This is a genomic window from Methylorubrum extorquens (assembly GCF_024169925.1).
Taxonomy (GTDB): domain Bacteria; phylum Pseudomonadota; class Alphaproteobacteria; order Rhizobiales; family Beijerinckiaceae; genus Methylobacterium; species Methylobacterium extorquens_A.
Map to the genome: position 1 here is coordinate 401,843 of NZ_JALJXF010000001.1, position 14,839 is coordinate 416,681.

General features: G+C 69.0%; 12 protein-coding genes and 1 riboswitch. Of the genes, 6 read left to right on the plus strand and 6 right to left on the minus strand.

Annotated elements, in window-relative coordinates:
- Positions 1 to 71 precede the first annotated feature (71 nt).
- Positions 72 to 1,322, minus strand: a complete 1,251-nt coding sequence (gene carA, locus J2W78_RS01980) for a glutamine-hydrolyzing carbamoyl-phosphate synthase small subunit (RefSeq protein WP_253367583.1) — start codon at positions 1,320 to 1,322, stop codon at positions 72 to 74.
- A 190-nt stretch (positions 1,323 to 1,512) separates the two neighbouring features.
- Between carA and J2W78_RS01985 the strand changes: the two genes are divergently transcribed.
- A complete protein-coding gene (locus J2W78_RS01985; protein ID WP_253367584.1) occupies positions 1,513 to 1,971 on the plus strand; it encodes a GatB/YqeY domain-containing protein in 459 nt (152 codons plus the stop codon).
- A gap of 9 nt (positions 1,972 to 1,980) precedes the next feature.
- Here J2W78_RS01985 and J2W78_RS01990 read toward each other — a convergent pair whose 3' ends face one another.
- Together J2W78_RS01990 and J2W78_RS01995 are read right to left on the minus strand one after the other, a co-directional pair.
- Positions 1,981 to 3,147 carry a major royal jelly family protein gene (locus J2W78_RS01990; protein ID WP_253367586.1) on the minus strand — a complete coding sequence of 389 codons (1,167 nt, stop codon included), beginning with the start codon at positions 3,145 to 3,147 and terminating at the stop codon, positions 1,981 to 1,983.
- Entirely contained in the window at positions 3,144 to 4,130 is a 987-nt protein-coding gene (locus J2W78_RS01995) for an SMP-30/gluconolactonase/LRE family protein (protein WP_253367588.1), read from the minus strand. The genes J2W78_RS01990 and J2W78_RS01995 overlap by 4 nt, the downstream gene beginning before the upstream one ends.
- 134 nt (positions 4,131 to 4,264) lie before the next feature.
- Here J2W78_RS01995 and dnaG point away from each other — a divergent pair, with 134 nt between their 5' ends.
- Both dnaG and rpoD read left to right on the plus strand, forming a co-directional pair.
- Positions 4,265 to 6,193: a DNA primase gene (dnaG, locus tag J2W78_RS02000; protein WP_253367591.1), complete on the plus strand. Its 1,929-nt coding sequence runs from the start codon at positions 4,265 to 4,267 to the stop codon at positions 6,191 to 6,193.
- 201 nt (positions 6,194 to 6,394) lie between these two features.
- A complete protein-coding gene (gene rpoD / locus J2W78_RS02005) occupies positions 6,395 to 8,395 on the plus strand; it encodes an RNA polymerase sigma factor RpoD (protein ID WP_253367593.1) in 2,001 nt (666 codons plus the stop codon).
- 205 nt (positions 8,396 to 8,600) lie between these two features.
- Here rpoD and J2W78_RS02010 read toward each other — a convergent pair whose 3' ends face one another.
- The 3 genes from J2W78_RS02010 to J2W78_RS02020 all read right to left on the minus strand — a co-directional run bounded on the left by J2W78_RS02010 (position 8,601) and on the right by J2W78_RS02020 (position 11,517).
- Complete coding sequence (locus J2W78_RS02010) at positions 8,601 to 9,944, minus strand: MFS transporter (RefSeq protein ID WP_253367595.1); 1,344 nt, start codon at positions 9,942 to 9,944, stop codon at positions 8,601 to 8,603.
- An 8-nt stretch (positions 9,945 to 9,952) separates the two neighbouring features.
- Entirely contained in the window at positions 9,953 to 10,957 is a 1,005-nt protein-coding gene (locus tag J2W78_RS02015) for a helix-turn-helix domain-containing protein (RefSeq protein ID WP_253367597.1), read from the minus strand.
- A 191-nt stretch (positions 10,958 to 11,148) separates the two neighbouring features.
- On the minus strand, positions 11,149 to 11,517 hold the full coding sequence (locus J2W78_RS02020; protein WP_253367599.1) for a hypothetical protein: 369 nt from the start codon (positions 11,515 to 11,517) through the stop codon (positions 11,149 to 11,151).
- A 297-nt stretch (positions 11,518 to 11,814) separates the two neighbouring features.
- Between J2W78_RS02020 and J2W78_RS02025 the strand changes: the two genes are divergently transcribed.
- The 3 genes from J2W78_RS02025 to thiS all read left to right on the plus strand — a co-directional run bounded on the left by J2W78_RS02025 (position 11,815) and on the right by thiS (position 14,838).
- Positions 11,815 to 13,086 carry an adenylate/guanylate cyclase domain-containing protein gene (locus J2W78_RS02025; protein ID WP_253367601.1) on the plus strand — a complete coding sequence of 424 codons (1,272 nt, stop codon included), beginning with the start codon at positions 11,815 to 11,817 and terminating at the stop codon, positions 13,084 to 13,086.
- A 122-nt stretch (positions 13,087 to 13,208) separates the two neighbouring features.
- Positions 13,209 to 13,331: riboswitch (TPP riboswitch) on the plus strand.
- Between the two features lie 77 nt (positions 13,332 to 13,408).
- On the plus strand, positions 13,409 to 14,629 hold the full coding sequence (thiO, locus tag J2W78_RS02030; RefSeq protein WP_253367603.1) for a glycine oxidase ThiO: 1,221 nt from the start codon (positions 13,409 to 13,411) through the stop codon (positions 14,627 to 14,629).
- The gene (gene thiS / locus J2W78_RS02035) at positions 14,626 to 14,838 is read left to right on the plus strand and encodes a sulfur carrier protein ThiS (RefSeq protein ID WP_253367605.1); all 213 of its coding nucleotides are present in this window, start codon (positions 14,626 to 14,628) and stop codon (positions 14,836 to 14,838) included. Before thiO ends, thiS begins: the two co-directional genes overlap by 4 nt.
- Position 14,839 lies beyond the last annotated feature (1 nt).

Genomic DNA, 14,839 nt, shown 5'->3' on the forward strand with positions numbered 1-14,839 from the left:
GGATGGGGGGCAAGGTTGGATTTTTTGTGACGCTGCCGGGAACGGCGGCGCTGGGCCGCCGTTTCAGCCTGTTACGCCGCCGTCTCGGGGCGGTTCTCGCGCATCAGCTTCACGAAGCGCTCGAACAGGTAGTGGCTGTCACGCGGGCCCGGAGAGGCTTCCGGGTGGTGCTGCACCGAGAAGGCCGGGCGGTCGGTCAGTGACAGCCCGCAATTCGATCCGTCGAACAGCGAAACGTGGGTCTCGACTGCGGTGTCGGGCAAGCTTTTCGGATCGACCGCGAAGCCGTGGTTCATCGAGACGATTTCGACCTTGCCGGTGGTGTGGTCCTTCACCGGATGATTCGCGCCGTGATGGCCCTGACCCATCTTCACCGTGCGCCCGCCGAGCGCGAGGCCCATGAGCTGGTGGCCGAGGCAGATGCCGAAGGTCGGCACCCGCTCATCCAAGAGCTTGCGGATCACCGGCACGGCGTACTCGCCGGTCGCGGCCGGGTCACCGGGGCCGTTGGAGAGGAACACGCCGTCCGGCTTCAAGGCCAGGATGTCCTCGGCCTTGGTCGTCGCCGGCACCACCGTCACGTCGCAGCCGGCTTCCGCGAGCAGGCGCAGGATGTTGCGCTTCACGCCGTAATCGATGGCGACCACCTTCAAGCCCTGGCCCGGCGCCCGCGAGCCGTAGCCGCCCTTCACCGCCCAGACGGTCTCGGTCCAGGCCGTGGTCTCGCGGGAGGTCACCGGCGGCACGAGGTCGAGACCTTCCATCGGCGCGAGCGCCGCCGCGCGGCGTTGAAGCGCCTCGCGGTCGAACTTGCCCTCGGGATCGTTGGCGATCACGGCGTTGGGCATGCCGCGGTCCCGGATCAGCGCGGTCAGCGCCCGCGTGTCGATCCCGGTGATGCCGACGATGCCGCGAGCCTTGAGCCAGCCGTCGAGATGCGAGGAGGAGCGCCAGTTCGACGGCTTGGTGACGGCCGAGGCGATCACCGCCCCGCGCACGCCGGAGGCCGGCGCCGCTTCGAGGCTCTCCAGATCCTCGTCGTTGGTGCCGACATTGCCGATATGCGGGAAGGTGAAGGTCACGATCTGCCCGGCATAGGACGGGTCGGTCAGGATCTCCTGATAGCCCGTCATCGCCGTGTTGAAGCAGACCTCGCCGTCGGCCGCACCGGTCTGGCCGATGCCGAAGCCTTCGAGCACGGTGCCGTCGGCCAGCACGAGCAGCGCCGTCACCAGCGGTTCGCTCCAGGGCTCGGGTGCCTTGGGTTCCGGGTTCGTGCGCGCGGGATCGGCGCGCAGGGTCGCGGGTTCGTCTTGCAGCATGGGTCCGATCCGGCTTATGTCCGCCGCCTCGCGCGGCCGCTCATTCGGGCCGCGGGGCAAGGCGATATCTCTGCGGGGCTCATAGCGAGCCGGCCGCGCCCGGGTCAATCTGGGCGCGGACTCAGCCGTGCGCAATGCCCTGGACGGATTGGACGTCCGCATCGAAACAGCCGACGGGAGTCATAGCACCATGCTGCGCGAGCGCATCACCGCCGAAATGAAAGCGGCCATGAAGGCCGGCGAGAAGCAGAAGCTCTCGACCGTGCGCATGATCCAGGCCGCACTCAAGGACCGCGACATCGCCGCGCGCGGCGAGGGTAAGCCTGAGACGAGCGAAGACGAAATCCTCGCGCTCCTCCAGAAGATGATCAAGCAGCGCCAGGAGGCCGCGGGCGTCTACGAGCAGGGCGGCCGGCCCGAACTCGCCGAGAGCGAGCGTGCGGAAGCCGAGATCATCCAGACCTTCCTGCCGCAGCAACTGGACGAGGCCGAGACCCGTACGGCGATCGCCGACGCCATCGCCGAGACCGGTGCCGAGAGCCCGAAGGACATGGGCAAGGTGATCGCCGCGCTGAAGGGCAAGTATACCGGCCGGATGGATTTCGGCCGTGCGAGCGCGCTGGTGAAGGACGCGCTGGCGGGCAAGTAACCTTCCCCGTCACGCCGGTCCGGCATCGATCCGCATGCGGAAGATCGCGTAGGGCGGCTCCTGCCGGTCGGTGCCGCCGTTATGTTCCGGGCGGCGGTTGGCTTGGGCGGACGACAGGTAGAGCCAGCCGTCCGCCGTGATCCAGAACGTGTCCGGCCAGATCAGGCGCGGGTCGGTGGCGATGACCTCGACCCGGCCATCCGGGTCGCGCCGGCCCATGCCGTTGAACTCCTGCAGGCTGAGGTAAACCCGGTCGCGCGAATCGGCGGCGAGCCCGCCGGTCAGGCCCTTCTCGCCGAGATCCGTCACCGTGTCCGCCACCGCGGCGTCGTCCTTGCCGGCATCGAGCAGGGCGGCCGTCTCGACCGCGTAGAGGCGCCGGCTCATCAGCGGCGTGTAGTAGAGCCGCGCACCGTCGGGGCTCAGCGCGATGCCGTTGGCGCCGCCCTTGATCGGGCTCGTCGTGCCGTCGGGCTCGCGCTTCAGCAGCACACGGCCTTCGACGATCTTGAGGATGTCGGGCACCGATTGCGTGCTGGCATGCTCTGCGAGCCGCCGCACCGCGCGCCCAGTTGCCAGATCGACGGCGATCAGCGCGCCCGCGCCGGTCTGGCCCTGATCGGTGATGTAGGCCGCCTCGCGTCCCGGCCGTACATCGACCCGCAGGTCGTTGAGCGAGGAGGTCTTCGTCACGACCGATTGCAGCGGAATCGTGCGCACGACCGAGTTCGTCGTCGGATCGATGCAGACGAGCTTGGCCGCACCCGGCACCGGCTCTCCCGACGAGGCCATCAGCCCGGCATCGAGCAGCCAGAGGCGATTTTGCCGGTCGAACACGCCGTTGGGGACGTGGAACAGCGTCTCGGCGGGCAGCGCCGGATCGGGCCGGTTCGCCGCTTCGCTCGGATAGGGCACGACCCGCCCGTCCGGAAACACCTCGCCGGCCGTGAACACCGTCTTCTCGTCGAAGCGCGGCATGAACAGGAACATCCGGCCGTCGGCGGAGAGCGTCAGCCCGGTCGGCGTCGTCGGTGCCTGCGCGGCCACCACGAGGTCTAAGGTCCCGACCGGCCCGGTCGCCGCTTGAGCGTGGGCCGGCCTCGCCGCCATCGTCCGTGCGGCGGCCAAAGCCGCGGTGCTGGCGAGCAGCGTGCGCCGCGCGAAGCGAATCGTCATGGGCGGCTCCCCCCTGAGCCGGTCGCGGCGCCGCGCACCTTGGTCTCGACGGCGAGCACCCGCTTGCCCGCGCAGAGGAATAGTCGCCGCCCGTCCGGCCCGCCGAAGGCGATGTTGGCGCAGGGGCCCTCGGTCGGGATGTGTCCGACCGGGCGGCCGTCGGCCGACCAGATCCGCACGCCGTCGCCCGTGCCGGCATAGACCCGTCCGTCGGTATCGACCTTCACCCCGTCCGGCACGCCCTTCGAGACGGTTGCGAGGACGCGTTCGTTCGATAGCTGTCCGTCCGCGACGTCGAAGGCGCGGATCTCACCGGCCGCCCCTTCGCGGGTGCCCGACTCGCAGATGTAGAGAATACGCTCGTCGGGCGAGAAGGCGAGCCCGTTGGGCTGCACGAACCGATCCGTGGCGACGGCGAGCGACCCATCGGGGGTGAGGCGGAAGACGAAGCGGCCCTTCTGCTCGGACGGGCGCGGCTTGCCCTCTTCGGCCTGATCGATGCCGTAGGTGGGATCGGTGAACCAGATCGCGCCGTCGCGGGCGACCACGACGTCGTTGGGCGCATTGAGTCGCCCTCCATTGTAACGGTCCGCCAGCACGGTGATGGCGCCGTCGGTCTCCCGCCGCACGATTCGCGAGGTGCGGTGCTCGCAGGTGACGAGGTGGCCCTGCGTATCGAGGGTGTTGCCGTTGGCGTTGTTGGAGGGCTCGCGAAACACGTCCGCGCGGCCACCCTCGCGGATCAGCATCATCCGGTTGCGCCGCACGTCGCTGAAGATCAGTCCGCCGAGGGACGGCGCCCAGACCGGCCCCTCGCACCATTCACCCTCGTCATACAGCGTTTCCACGCGGGCCGAGGGATCGAGCACCGCCGAGAGATCGTCGGCGGCCCGCGCCCGGGAGGCGAGCGCGCCGAACAGGGCGAGGCCGAGAAGCGGGCGGCGTGCGATGCCGCGGCGGGTGAGCGAGGGCAATTCCGTCATCGGGCGAAAAACGCATCGCCCCGGCGAAAGCTCCGCGCGACAAGCTTTAAGACTCCGGCAGGTCCGCCGCGCTAGACTGCCTGCCGCAAGGCCGGTCCTGAACGTCCACGCGATCCGCTTCCAGCAGAGTCACCGTGCGCTACCCGCCCCACATCCTCGAAGAGATCCGTGCCCGCGTGCCCACCTCCGAGGTGGTCGGCCGGCGCGTGCGGCTGAAGAAGGCCGGCCGCGAGTGGCGCGGCCTGTCGCCGTTCAATTCGGAGAAGACGCCCTCGTTCTACGTGAACGACCAGAAGCAGTTCTACCACTGCTTCTCCTCCGGCAAGCACGGCGACATCTTCAAATTCGTCATGGAAACGGAAGGCTTGAGCTTCCCCGAGGCGGTCGAGCGACTGGCCGGCGAGGCAGGCGTCGCCCTGCCGAAGATGACGGTCGAGAACGAGCAGGCCGAGGAGCGGCGCAAGGGCGCCCTCGAAGTCATGGAACTGGCCGCCGCCTACTTCGAGGAGCAGTTGCGGGGGCCGGCGGGCGGAGAGGCGCGGGCCTATCTCGACCGACGGGCCCTGGGCGAGGCGACGCGCAAGACGTTCCGGCTCGGCTATTCGCTGCCCGGTCGCTACGCCCTGCGCGATTTCCTCGCGGGCAAGGGGGTCGACCGCGACCTGATGCTGGAACTCGGGCTGCTCGCGGCGCCCGAGGGAGTGAACGTCCCCTACGACAAGTTCCGCGACCGGATCATGTTTCCGATCCTCGACGTCCGCGGCCGCGTCGTCGCCTTCGGCGGCCGGGCGATGCAAGCCGAGGCCAAGGCGAAGTACATGAACTCGCCGGAGACGCCGCTCTTCCACAAGGGGCGGATGCTCTACAACCTCCATGCCGCCCGCAGGAGCGCGCACGACCGGAGCCGGATCGTCGCGGTGGAGGGCTATGTCGACGTCATCGCCATGACGCTGGCCGGCTACCCCGAGACGGTGGCGCCGCTCGGCACGGCGCTGACCGAGGATCAGCTCGCCCTGCTCTGGCGCCATGCCGACGAGCCGATTCTGTGCTTCGACGGTGACGGGGCGGGCCAGCGCGCCGCCTTCCGCGCGCTCGACGTGGCCCTGCCGATGCTGGAGCCCGGCAAGTCCCTGCGCATCGCGATGCTGCCCCAGGGGCAGGACCCGGACGACCTGATGCGCTCCGGCGGTCCCCCTGCGATCGAGGCGGTGCTTTCGGCCGCGCGACCGCTCGTCGAGATGCTGTGGGCGCGAGAAGCCGAGGCGGGGACCCTCGAGACGCCGGAGCGCCGGGCCGGACTCGCTCGAACCCTGCGGGAGGCGGTGGCCGGCATTCGCGACGAGACCGTGCGCCGCTTCTATCGCGACGATATCGAGGGGCGGCTGCGGGGCCTGTCCGGCGGGGCTAGTGGCGGGTTTTCCGGCGGACGCACCGAGCGCGCGGCCGGCGGCCGTCCGGCGAGCCCGCGCGGCGCCCCGTTCCAGCGCCGGCCCCGCCCCGGCGATCCGCCGCCGTCGCCCCGCATCACCACGGGCTTCAACCCGCTGCTGAAGACGGCGGCCCCCATGCCGGCTGCGGGCGGGCGGGCGGCCAAGCGCGAGGCGATGATCGTCATGAGCCTGCTCGCGCACCCGGAGCTGCTCGGGATCGAGGAGGAGGCGCTCGCGGCCCTCGAACTGATGAACCCGGATGCCCGCGCGCTCCGCACTCTCCTGCTCGACCGGGCGGCGGAGGCCGGCACCCCGGAAGCCGAATTGATGGAGGCGCGGCTGCGTCGTGCGGGGCTGGAAGAGGCCCATGCCCGGCTGCTTGCCCTGGTCAGCTCCGGCGACCGCTGGACGCTCGATCCGAACGCCGACCCGCAGCGTCTCGAACAGACCCTGCATCAGGCCGTGATCTTGCACCGGCAGACGGGAGCGCTACATAGCGAACTTCACCAAGCTGAAAGAGCTCTTGCCGAGGACGGATCCGAGGCCAATTTCGCGTGGCTATGCGACGTGCAACAGCAATTGGCAGTGATCGCTGCGGCCGAGGCGGAAGCGGAGGTCTCTCATGAGGAATGAATTCGCGTCGGCGTGACCGTAGGGTGACGGCGGCGAGGGGCCGACTTGGTTAACGGTCGGTCAACGCACGGCAAGTTAAAGCGGATGCAACGAGAATCGGCGCGGGCACTCGACAAGCGCGCCATTCCAAGACATTGCGACGGGTCTTTCGCGGAGCGCGGGCTCAGCCTGCGGCGCCGCCACGAGAACAATAGGCTGAGCATGGCAACGAAGGCAACCGAGCGGGACGATGCGGACGCCGCCCAGGATCAACCGACGGACGGCCCGCTCCTTGACCTGACGGATGCCGCCGTCAAGCGGATGGTCAAGCTCGCGAAGAAGCGCGGTTACGTCACCTACGAAGAGATCAACGAGGTCCTCCCGGACGGTCAGGTCGACGGCGACCAGATCGAGGATGTTCTCGCGCAGCTCGACGACATGGGCATCCGTGTGGTCGAGGCGGAGGAATCCGAAGAGGCCGCGCCCGAGGCCAAGGCCAACGGAGAGGCCTCCGAGGAGGAGGAGAGTGCCGAGGGCGGCGAGGTTGCCGAGACCTCCGGCACCCGTGCTGTCGCGGTCGCGACCCCCACCACCCGCGAGCCGACCGACCGCACGGACGATCCCGTGCGGATGTACCTTCGCGAGATGGGCTCGGTGGAGCTGCTCTCGCGCGAGGGTGAGATCGCGATTGCCAAGCGCATCGAGGCCGGTCGCGAGGCGATGATCGCGGGCCTCTGCGAGAGCCCGCTGACCTTCCAGGCCATCATCATCTGGCGCGACGAACTCGTCGACGGCAAGGTGCTGCTGCGCGACATCATCGACCTCGAAGCCACCTATGCCGGCCCCGACGCCCGCGGCGCGCCGCAGGAGGCGGAGAGCGAGAACGAGGAGTCGGAGGACGCCGAAGGCGCCGTCCCGCCGGAAGGCGGCGACGACGAGGACGACATGGAGAACAATGTGTCGCTCGCGGCCATGGAGGCCGAGATCAAGCCGCGCGTTCTCGAAACCTTCGACAACATCGCCTCGAACTACCGCAAGCTGCGCAAGCTCCAGAACGAGGAGACGGAGCTGAAGGCCGGCGGCGGCACGGTCACCTCCGCGCAGACCAAGAAGCAGGCCGAGCTGAAGGACATCGTCGTCACCGACGTGAAGTCGCTCTCGCTCAACGCCAACCGCATCGAGGCGCTGGTCGAGCAGCTCTACGACATCAACAAGCGCCTCATCTCGCATGAGGGCCGCCTGATGCGTGCCGCCGAGCATCACGGCGTCGCCCGCGACGAGTTCCTGCGTCACTACCAGGGCTACGAACTCGACCCGAACTGGATGGACCGCGTCGCCACCCTCGGCGGCCGGGGCTGGAAGAACTTCGTCGAGCGCGGCGGCCGGCAGGTCGCGGACCTGCGCGAGCAGATCCTGACGCTTGCCTCCGAGACCGGCCTTCAGATCGGCGAATACCGCAAGATCGTCGCCATGGTGCAGAAGGGCGAGCGCGAGGCCCGCCAAGCGAAAAAGGAGATGATCGAGGCCAACCTCCGCCTCGTGATCTCGATCGCCAAGAAGTACACCAACCGCGGCCTGCAGTTCCTGGATCTGATCCAGGAGGGCAATATCGGCCTGATGAAGGCGGTCGATAAGTTCGAGTACCGCCGCGGTTACAAGTTCTCGACCTACGCCACGTGGTGGATCCGGCAGGCGATCACCCGCTCGATCGCCGACCAGGCGCGCACGATCCGCATTCCGGTGCACATGATCGAGACGATCAACAAGATCGTCCGCACGTCGCGCCAGATGCTGCACGAGATCGGCCGCGAGCCGACTCCGGAGGAGCTGGCCGAGAAGCTGGCCATGCCGCTGGAGAAAGTGCGCAAGGTCCTGAAGATCGCCAAGGAGCCGATCTCCCTCGAAACGCCGATCGGCGACGAGGAGGATTCGCATCTCGGCGACTTCATCGAGGACAAGAACGTCGTCCTGCCGATCGACGCGGCGATCCAGTCGAACCTGCGCGAGACCACGACCCGTGTGCTCGCCTCGCTGACGCCGCGCGAAGAGCGCGTTCTGCGCATGCGCTTCGGCATCGGCATGAACACCGACCACACCCTCGAAGAGGTGGGCCAGCAGTTCTCGGTGACCCGCGAGCGCATCCGCCAGATCGAGGCGAAGGCCCTGCGCAAGCTCAAGCATCCGAGCCGGTCGCGGAAGCTGCGAAGCTTCCTCGACAACTGACCCGGACGCTGAACCGGCCGCCCCTCGGGGCGGCCGTTTTCGTTTGACACGGATTCAGATTGATCGCCCGGGATTTTGCCCCCTCCGTCATCGCGAGGCGGAGCTGAAGCGAGCCAGGGCGCGACTTCGCCGGATCGTGCGGAGCCCTGGATTGCCACGGCTTCGTCTCGCAAAGACAGCGAAGATCCTGAAGCGATAAACCGTATCAGACCGGGCGCCGCCGAGCCGGTCGCCAAGCGCGGCGCGCGAGCAGGGCGACCAGGGTCCCCGCTACGCCGACGGGCGCGTAGACGGCCAGGAGGGCGAGCCCGAGGCCGGCCTCCCCGAACAGGTGGTCGCTGAGAAGGCCGACCAGAAGCGGCCCGAGGCCGAACCCCGCCAAGTTGACGGTCGCGAGGAACAGGGCGTTGACCCGGCCGCGCAGCCGTTGCGGGGTCAGGATCTGGATGCCGGCCAAGCCGGGTGGACTGGTGAAGCCGAGCAGCGCGACGAGGCCGGCGAACCCGATAAGCGAGAGGGACAGGTCGGGGCTCAAACTCGCGAACGCCGTCGTCGGCACGGCCAGGATCAGCCCCACCGCCAGAAGCAGCGGCGCGGCATCCGCGTGCCCGGCGCCGCGCAGCCGGTCCAGGGCCAGCCCGCCCGCGAAATGGCCGAGCGGCGCGGCGATCAGCACGAGGAGGCCGAGGCGCAGGCCGCTCTCCGCCGGGGTGAGGCCGAAGGCGCGGACATAGAAGGTCGGCGCCCAGGCGGTGAGGGTCTGCGTCATGAGAACCGCGGCCGTGGCGGCGGCGACGTGCGGCAGGTACGCCTTCCGCCGCCGCGCGATCCAGGCCAGGGCGCTGCGAAGCGACGGTTCGCGGAGTCTGCGTGACGCCTGTGCCGAAGCGGCGGCCCGCGGGGTCGGCCGGATGCGCATCACCAGGATGGCGAGGGCAAGGTTCGGCAGCGCCGCGAGGACGAGCAGAGCCTGCCACGGGGCGAGGGGGGCGAGGCCGGGAAGGGTAAGGCCGCCCCGTGCCGTCAGCCATGCCAGCACGGCCCCGCCCGCGAGGAGAGCGAAGCTGCGGCCGAGCGTGGCGGCGGCGGTGAGCGCCGAGATGCCCCGGCCGAGGCGATTCCGGCGTAGATGCAGGGTCATCAGCGAGAGAGCGGCGGGGCCGAACCCCGCCTGACCCAGCCCGAGCGCGAGGCGCGCCGCGAGGAGCGCACCGAACCCGCCTGCGAGACCGCTGGCGAAGGTCGCCGCACTCCAGAGCGAGAGCCCAGCGAGGATAAGTCCACGCTGGCGACCACGGTCGGCCACGATGCCGAGCAGCGGAAGGGTGAGTGCGTAGGGGAGGGCGAAGGCCGAGCCTTGGAGCAGGCCGAGCTGGGTATCGCTGAGAGCCAAGGCCTGCTTGAGCGGGGTGGCGACCAGCGTCAGGAGAAACCGGTCACTGAACGCCGAAAACTGGATCGTGGCCAGCAAGGCGACGAGCGGCCAGCCCACGAGACCGGCTCGGGCGGAGGCTGTGCCCGGCTGCGGGTTCGCGGAAAGGGATGACATCCGTGGGTTCAGGCGAGGGCGCGCGACCAAGCGGACATCAGGTTCGCGGCACTCTCGCCGGGCAGAGGCTGGCCGACGGTGCCCGCGCGCGGGTGTCGCATTTCGGCGCGATAGCGGCCCGGCGGCAAGCCGAACGTGCTGCGGAAGGCGCGGCTGCAATGGCTCTCGCTGGCAAAGCCGTGATCGAAGGTGAGGGTGGTGATCGAGCGGGCCTCGACCGGATTGCGGAGCGCCCCGCTCAACCGTTCGAGGCGGCGGGTCAGGATGTGGTGTGCGACGCCACCCGTCGGCTCGAACAGGCGATAGAGTGCGCTGCGCGACAATCCCGCCCCCCTTGCGACCATCGAGACGTCGAGTGCGGGGTCGTTGAGCCGCGTTTCGATGAATGCCTCCGCGCGCCGCCGCCGCAGATCGGCGATAAGGGCATTCGAAGCCTCGTCGTCGGGCCTGACCTGCCCGAGCGCGCCGGCTAGCAACTCGGTCAGCGCACGGGCGGTGCTCTCGGCCGTGCTCGGATCGGTGGCGGCGGCCCGCCGCGCGAGGGATCCCATCAGGTCGCCGAGCAGACCCGACACCGCCTCCGGCAAGACATGTCCGTGATAGCGGCCCGCTTCGGGTGCCGCCGCCTCGACCAGTTTTCGGCTCAGGCTCACCGTCACGGTCGATGCCGATTCGACGTGCGTGCGCTGCGGGCGGCTCATGTCGAACAGGATGACGTCGCCGGGTGCGAGGCGGCGTTCCGAGTCGATGGAACCACCATAGTAGGTACCGCTGCGCAGGTACTGAATCACGAAGTGATCGAAGCCGTCGCGGCGCACGCGGGCCCTGTCACGCCAATGCTGGACGCTGCTTAACGTTCGCTCGAAGACGTTGATCGGGCCGAACCGATGCGCCTCTACGCGAGCGCGGAATGGCCCGTCGGTCGCCGCGACGTTGGAACCGGCCGAGTAGAGCGCATGATACCCCTCGAAGCCGTCTGCCTCGGATGTGAAGGTGAAGGATTGGTTCGACACGGGCCAAGGAGCGCAAGGGAATCTGAAAACCGCGATCCCATGCAGTTATCGGTATCGCTTCTGGTGATCGCAAGCGCGATATTGTGCAGAAAGTCCCGCGCTCGCGATGTGTTGAGAAGCGTAATTCAATCGACGGCTCGACGGCATGCTTTCCACGCACTTTTCATCCGGCAAGCCGCCTCGGGTCGGGTCTACTCGACGACGAAGCGCGTCTCGCCGGCGCTGCGGTTCCAGAACAGGGTCACCCGGCTGACATTGCACAGGTTCACCCCGCGAAACTCGGACTCGTCGCCGTCGTTGTAGACGACCTTGATGTCCCACTTGCAGGCGTTCGAGCCGCCGTTGAACGTGATGTCGGCGGTGTCGCCGTTGGCGATCGCATCCTTGCCCATCACGTCCTGGCCCCAGTGCGACTGGCTGACGGGACCGACATAGACCTCGTCGATCTGGTAGCCGGTGCGGTTGACGAGGGTGAAATCCTGCTTGCCCTGAGCCAGGGTAAGGCTTGGTGCGAGCGCCGCGGTGGCCAGAAGGGTGAGGCTGAAAGCGGTTCTCAACATGTCGGGTCGTCCTGGCGCCGATCGATCGGCGGGTCCGGCAGGCATCCTCCTGCCACGCTTCCGCCTTAGCGCAGGGGCCTGCGCTGTGCATTGCCGTGTCGCTTCGATGACTTGATCCAGCGTCCCAATCTCGGTCATGCTGGCTCACCTTGCCCGGCCTTCCGCGTCACGATGCGGTCACGCTCGTCCCCCAGGCTTCGAGCGTGCCGGGCGCTCGTCGTCCACCATGGGCTCAAAGCGCCGTTCGTGCCCCGCGCGAAGCCTTGCTTTGAGCACTCGAGAACCCACCTGTCCCCGATGCGAGACGCCGACGCACCGAAACCAACGCCGACGGCTCTCGCCGACGGATCGGAAGCCGAGGACGTCCCGTTCGGGGCTCTGCAACGCTGCGTTGGCATCCGCGATTGGCTGCTCGGTGAAGGTGCCCGGTTGCCCAAGGCCGACGACCTGCTTGCGGGGCTCGCCGAGCGCCTCAACGCGATCGGCGTGCCGATCGACCGGGCCTCCACGGCCATCGACACGCTTCATTCCGAGTATTCCGGCGTCGGCCGCGTCTGGACCCGCGGCGCCGGATCGACCGTGCGCCTGTTTCCCCACGGCGAGGTCTCCGCGAAGGCCTACCAAGCGAGCCCGTTCTCCACCGTGCACGAATCCGGCGAGTGGCTGAGCCTCGATCTCGCGGAGACCGCCGAGGACGCCTACGCGATCGTCCCGGAGCTGAAGGCCGACGGCTACACGCACTACCTCGTGGCGCCCCTGATCTTCACCAACGGCAACAAGAACGGCATCACCTTCGCCACGCGCGCGGAGGACGGCTTCCGCGATGAGGATATCGCGATCCTGCGCTTCGTCATGCCCGCGCTCGCCGCGGTGATGGAGATGCGCATTCTCAACAAGCAGCTCGATACGGTGCTGCGCATCTATGTCGGCGACGAGCCGCACCGCGCGATCCTCTCGGGCGACATCCGGCGCGGGCAGGTGCGCCGCATCCGCTCGGCGATCCTGTTCGCGGATATGCGCGACTACACGCGCCTGTCCGCCAACCGGACGCCGGAGGGCGCGGTCGATCTCCTGAACGCGTTCTTCGACTGTCTCGTGCCGCCGATCGAGCGGGAGGGCGGCGAGGTGCTGAAGTATCTCGGCGACGGGCTGCTCGCGATCTTCCGCGAATCGGGAGACGACCTCGGTGGCGCGGCCAAGAGTGCGCTCACGGCAGCGGAGGCGGCGTTGGCGGCTCTTGCCGAAGCGAACGCGGTCGGGCGCTTCGGCCTCGGCGAGCGGGTGGTCGATGCCGGCATCGCCCTGCATCATGGCGAGGCGGCCTACGGCAATGTCGGTTCCGGCACGCGGCTCGATTTCACCGTGATCGGCCGCGACGTGAACCTCGCGAGCCGCCTCGCGCGGCTCAACCGGACGCTTCAGGAGCCGCTCCTGATGTCGAAGCCGTTCGTGGACTTCCTGTGGGGCGACCCCGAACCGCTCGGAAGCCACGACCTCGACGGGTTCGACGAGCCGATGGCGGTGTACCGCCCTGGCCGGAGACGAGCGGCGAAGGCCGCTGCGGAATAAATCGTCAACGAACGCAAGCCAAGCGTTCGCGTGCGTCCGCCGTCCGGTGTGAGTCGTAGATTGATTTGCCCCATCCCCGGCCCGGTAGGGATTGACCGCGCGCCCGGCGGGGCCCACATCCGAAGTGTTCCAGGGAGATCCCCGACAAGGGGCTGAGAAACCGCTATCGCCGTCGCCGGCAGCGCGGAAATCCTTCGAACCTGATCCGGCTCATACCGGCGTAGGGATTGGACCTGATGGGGCGCTCATGCGAGCGGACCCGCTTCTATCGAAGCACATGGTGCCAGTTCCTGCGGGCAGACCCGCGGAAGGCACGTTTTCGATGTCAGACCTGCTGACCTCCCCGATCGGCCAGCGCCGGAGCCTCACGATGCGACCGCGCCCGGCGGAGTTGCCGCAGCGTGCCGACGTCGCCGTGGTGGGCGCGGGGCTGATCGGCCTGTCGATCGCGTGGCGGCTGGCGCAAACCGGCCGCTCGGTGGCCGTGGTGGAGCGCGGGAGCATCGGCAGCGGTGCGAGCCTTGCCGCGACCGGTATGCTGGCACCTGCTGCCGAGCACGAGCCGGGCTCCGATCTGCTGTTGCCGCTGGCGCTCGAATCGCTGCGCCGCTGGCCGGATTTTCGCGACGCGCTCCAGGCGGCGTCTGGCCGCGAAATCGATTACCGCGCGGACGGCACCCTCGTGATCGCCATCGGCCGCGACGAAGTGGAGCGTCTGCGCTTCCGTCACGATCTGCAGCGCCGCTCGGGTGTCGCCGCCGAGTGGCTGTCCGGCCCGGAGGTGCGTGCGCGTGAGCCGCTGCTGCGCCCCAACGTCACCGCCGGCATCCTCTGCCCCCTCGACGCGCAGGTCGACCCACGGCTCGTGATGGACGCGCTGCTCGGCGCCTGCGAGGCGGCTGGCGTCGTCATCAGCGAGGGTGTCGCGGTCGAGGGGCTGGAGCGCCGGGGCGGGCGCGTCACCGGCCTGCACGCCGCCGGCCGCACGCTGGCCGCAGACACGGTGATCCTGTCTGCCGGCGCTTGGAGCGGGGAAGCGAGCCTGCTTCCCGGCGACCTCGCCGTGCCGGTCCGGCCGCTCAAGGGGCAGTCGCTGGCGCTGCGCACGACCAAGCGCACCGGCACCCTCTCCCGCATGGTCTGGACCGACGCGGTGCATATGGCCCCGAAAAGCGACGGGCATCTCATCGTTGGCGCCACGGTGGAGGATTGCGGTTTCACCAGCGGCGTCACCGCGGGCGGGTTGTTCGCCTTGCTGGAGGGCGCACGGCGGGTTCTGCCCGGTATCGAGGAAATGGCGATCGACGCGGTTTGGAGCGGCTTCCGTCCGACCTCGGACGATGACGCGCCGATCATCGAGGAGGCCGCTCCCGGCCTCGTCGTCGCCACCGGCCATCACCGCAACGGCTACCTGCTCGCCCCGGCGACCGCCGACGCCGTGGCGACCCTCCTCACCGAGGGCACGCTGCCGGACTTCGCCCGCGGTTTTGGCCGGGCGCGCTTCTCGTCATCGATGCAAACCGCAGGGAGGGCCGTGGCATGAGGCTGACCGTCAACGGTGAGACCTGCGAGCGCGAGGCGACCGACCTCGCCGTCCTGTTCGCGGCGGAGGCCGAGGAGCGGGGCATCGAGAGTGCCGAGGGAATCGCCATCGCCGTCAACGGCCGCGTGGTGCGCAAGGGGGCCTGGGCCGAGACGTCACTCAACGAGGGCGACCGGATCGAGATCGTCCGCGCCATGCAGGGAGGCTGAC

Bases quoted from the DNA above. Each gene is read 5' to 3' on its own strand.
- J2W78_RS02010 (WP_253367595.1), bottom strand. From the start codon at position 9,944: ATGTCATCCCTTTCCGCGAACCCGCAGCCGGGCACAGCCTCCGCCCGA.
- J2W78_RS01985 (WP_253367584.1), top strand. From the start codon at position 1,513: ATGCTGCGCGAGCGCATCACCGCCGAAATGAAAGCGGCCATGAAGGCC.
- J2W78_RS01995 (WP_253367588.1), bottom strand. From the start codon at position 4,130: ATGACGGAATTGCCCTCGCTCACCCGCCGCGGCATCGCACGCCGCCCG.
- thiO (WP_253367603.1), top strand. From the start codon at position 13,409: ATGTCAGACCTGCTGACCTCCCCGATCGGCCAGCGCCGGAGCCTCACG.
- thiS (WP_253367605.1), top strand. From the start codon at position 14,626: ATGAGGCTGACCGTCAACGGTGAGACCTGCGAGCGCGAGGCGACCGAC.
- rpoD (WP_253367593.1), top strand. From the start codon at position 6,395: ATGGCAACGAAGGCAACCGAGCGGGACGATGCGGACGCCGCCCAGGAT.
- carA (WP_253367583.1), bottom strand. From the start codon at position 1,322: ATGCTGCAAGACGAACCCGCGACCCTGCGCGCCGATCCCGCGCGCACG.
- J2W78_RS02025 (WP_253367601.1), top strand. From the start codon at position 11,815: ATGCGAGACGCCGACGCACCGAAACCAACGCCGACGGCTCTCGCCGAC.
- J2W78_RS01990 (WP_253367586.1), bottom strand. From the start codon at position 3,147: ATGACGATTCGCTTCGCGCGGCGCACGCTGCTCGCCAGCACCGCGGCT.
- J2W78_RS02020 (WP_253367599.1), bottom strand. From the start codon at position 11,517: ATGTTGAGAACCGCTTTCAGCCTCACCCTTCTGGCCACCGCGGCGCTC.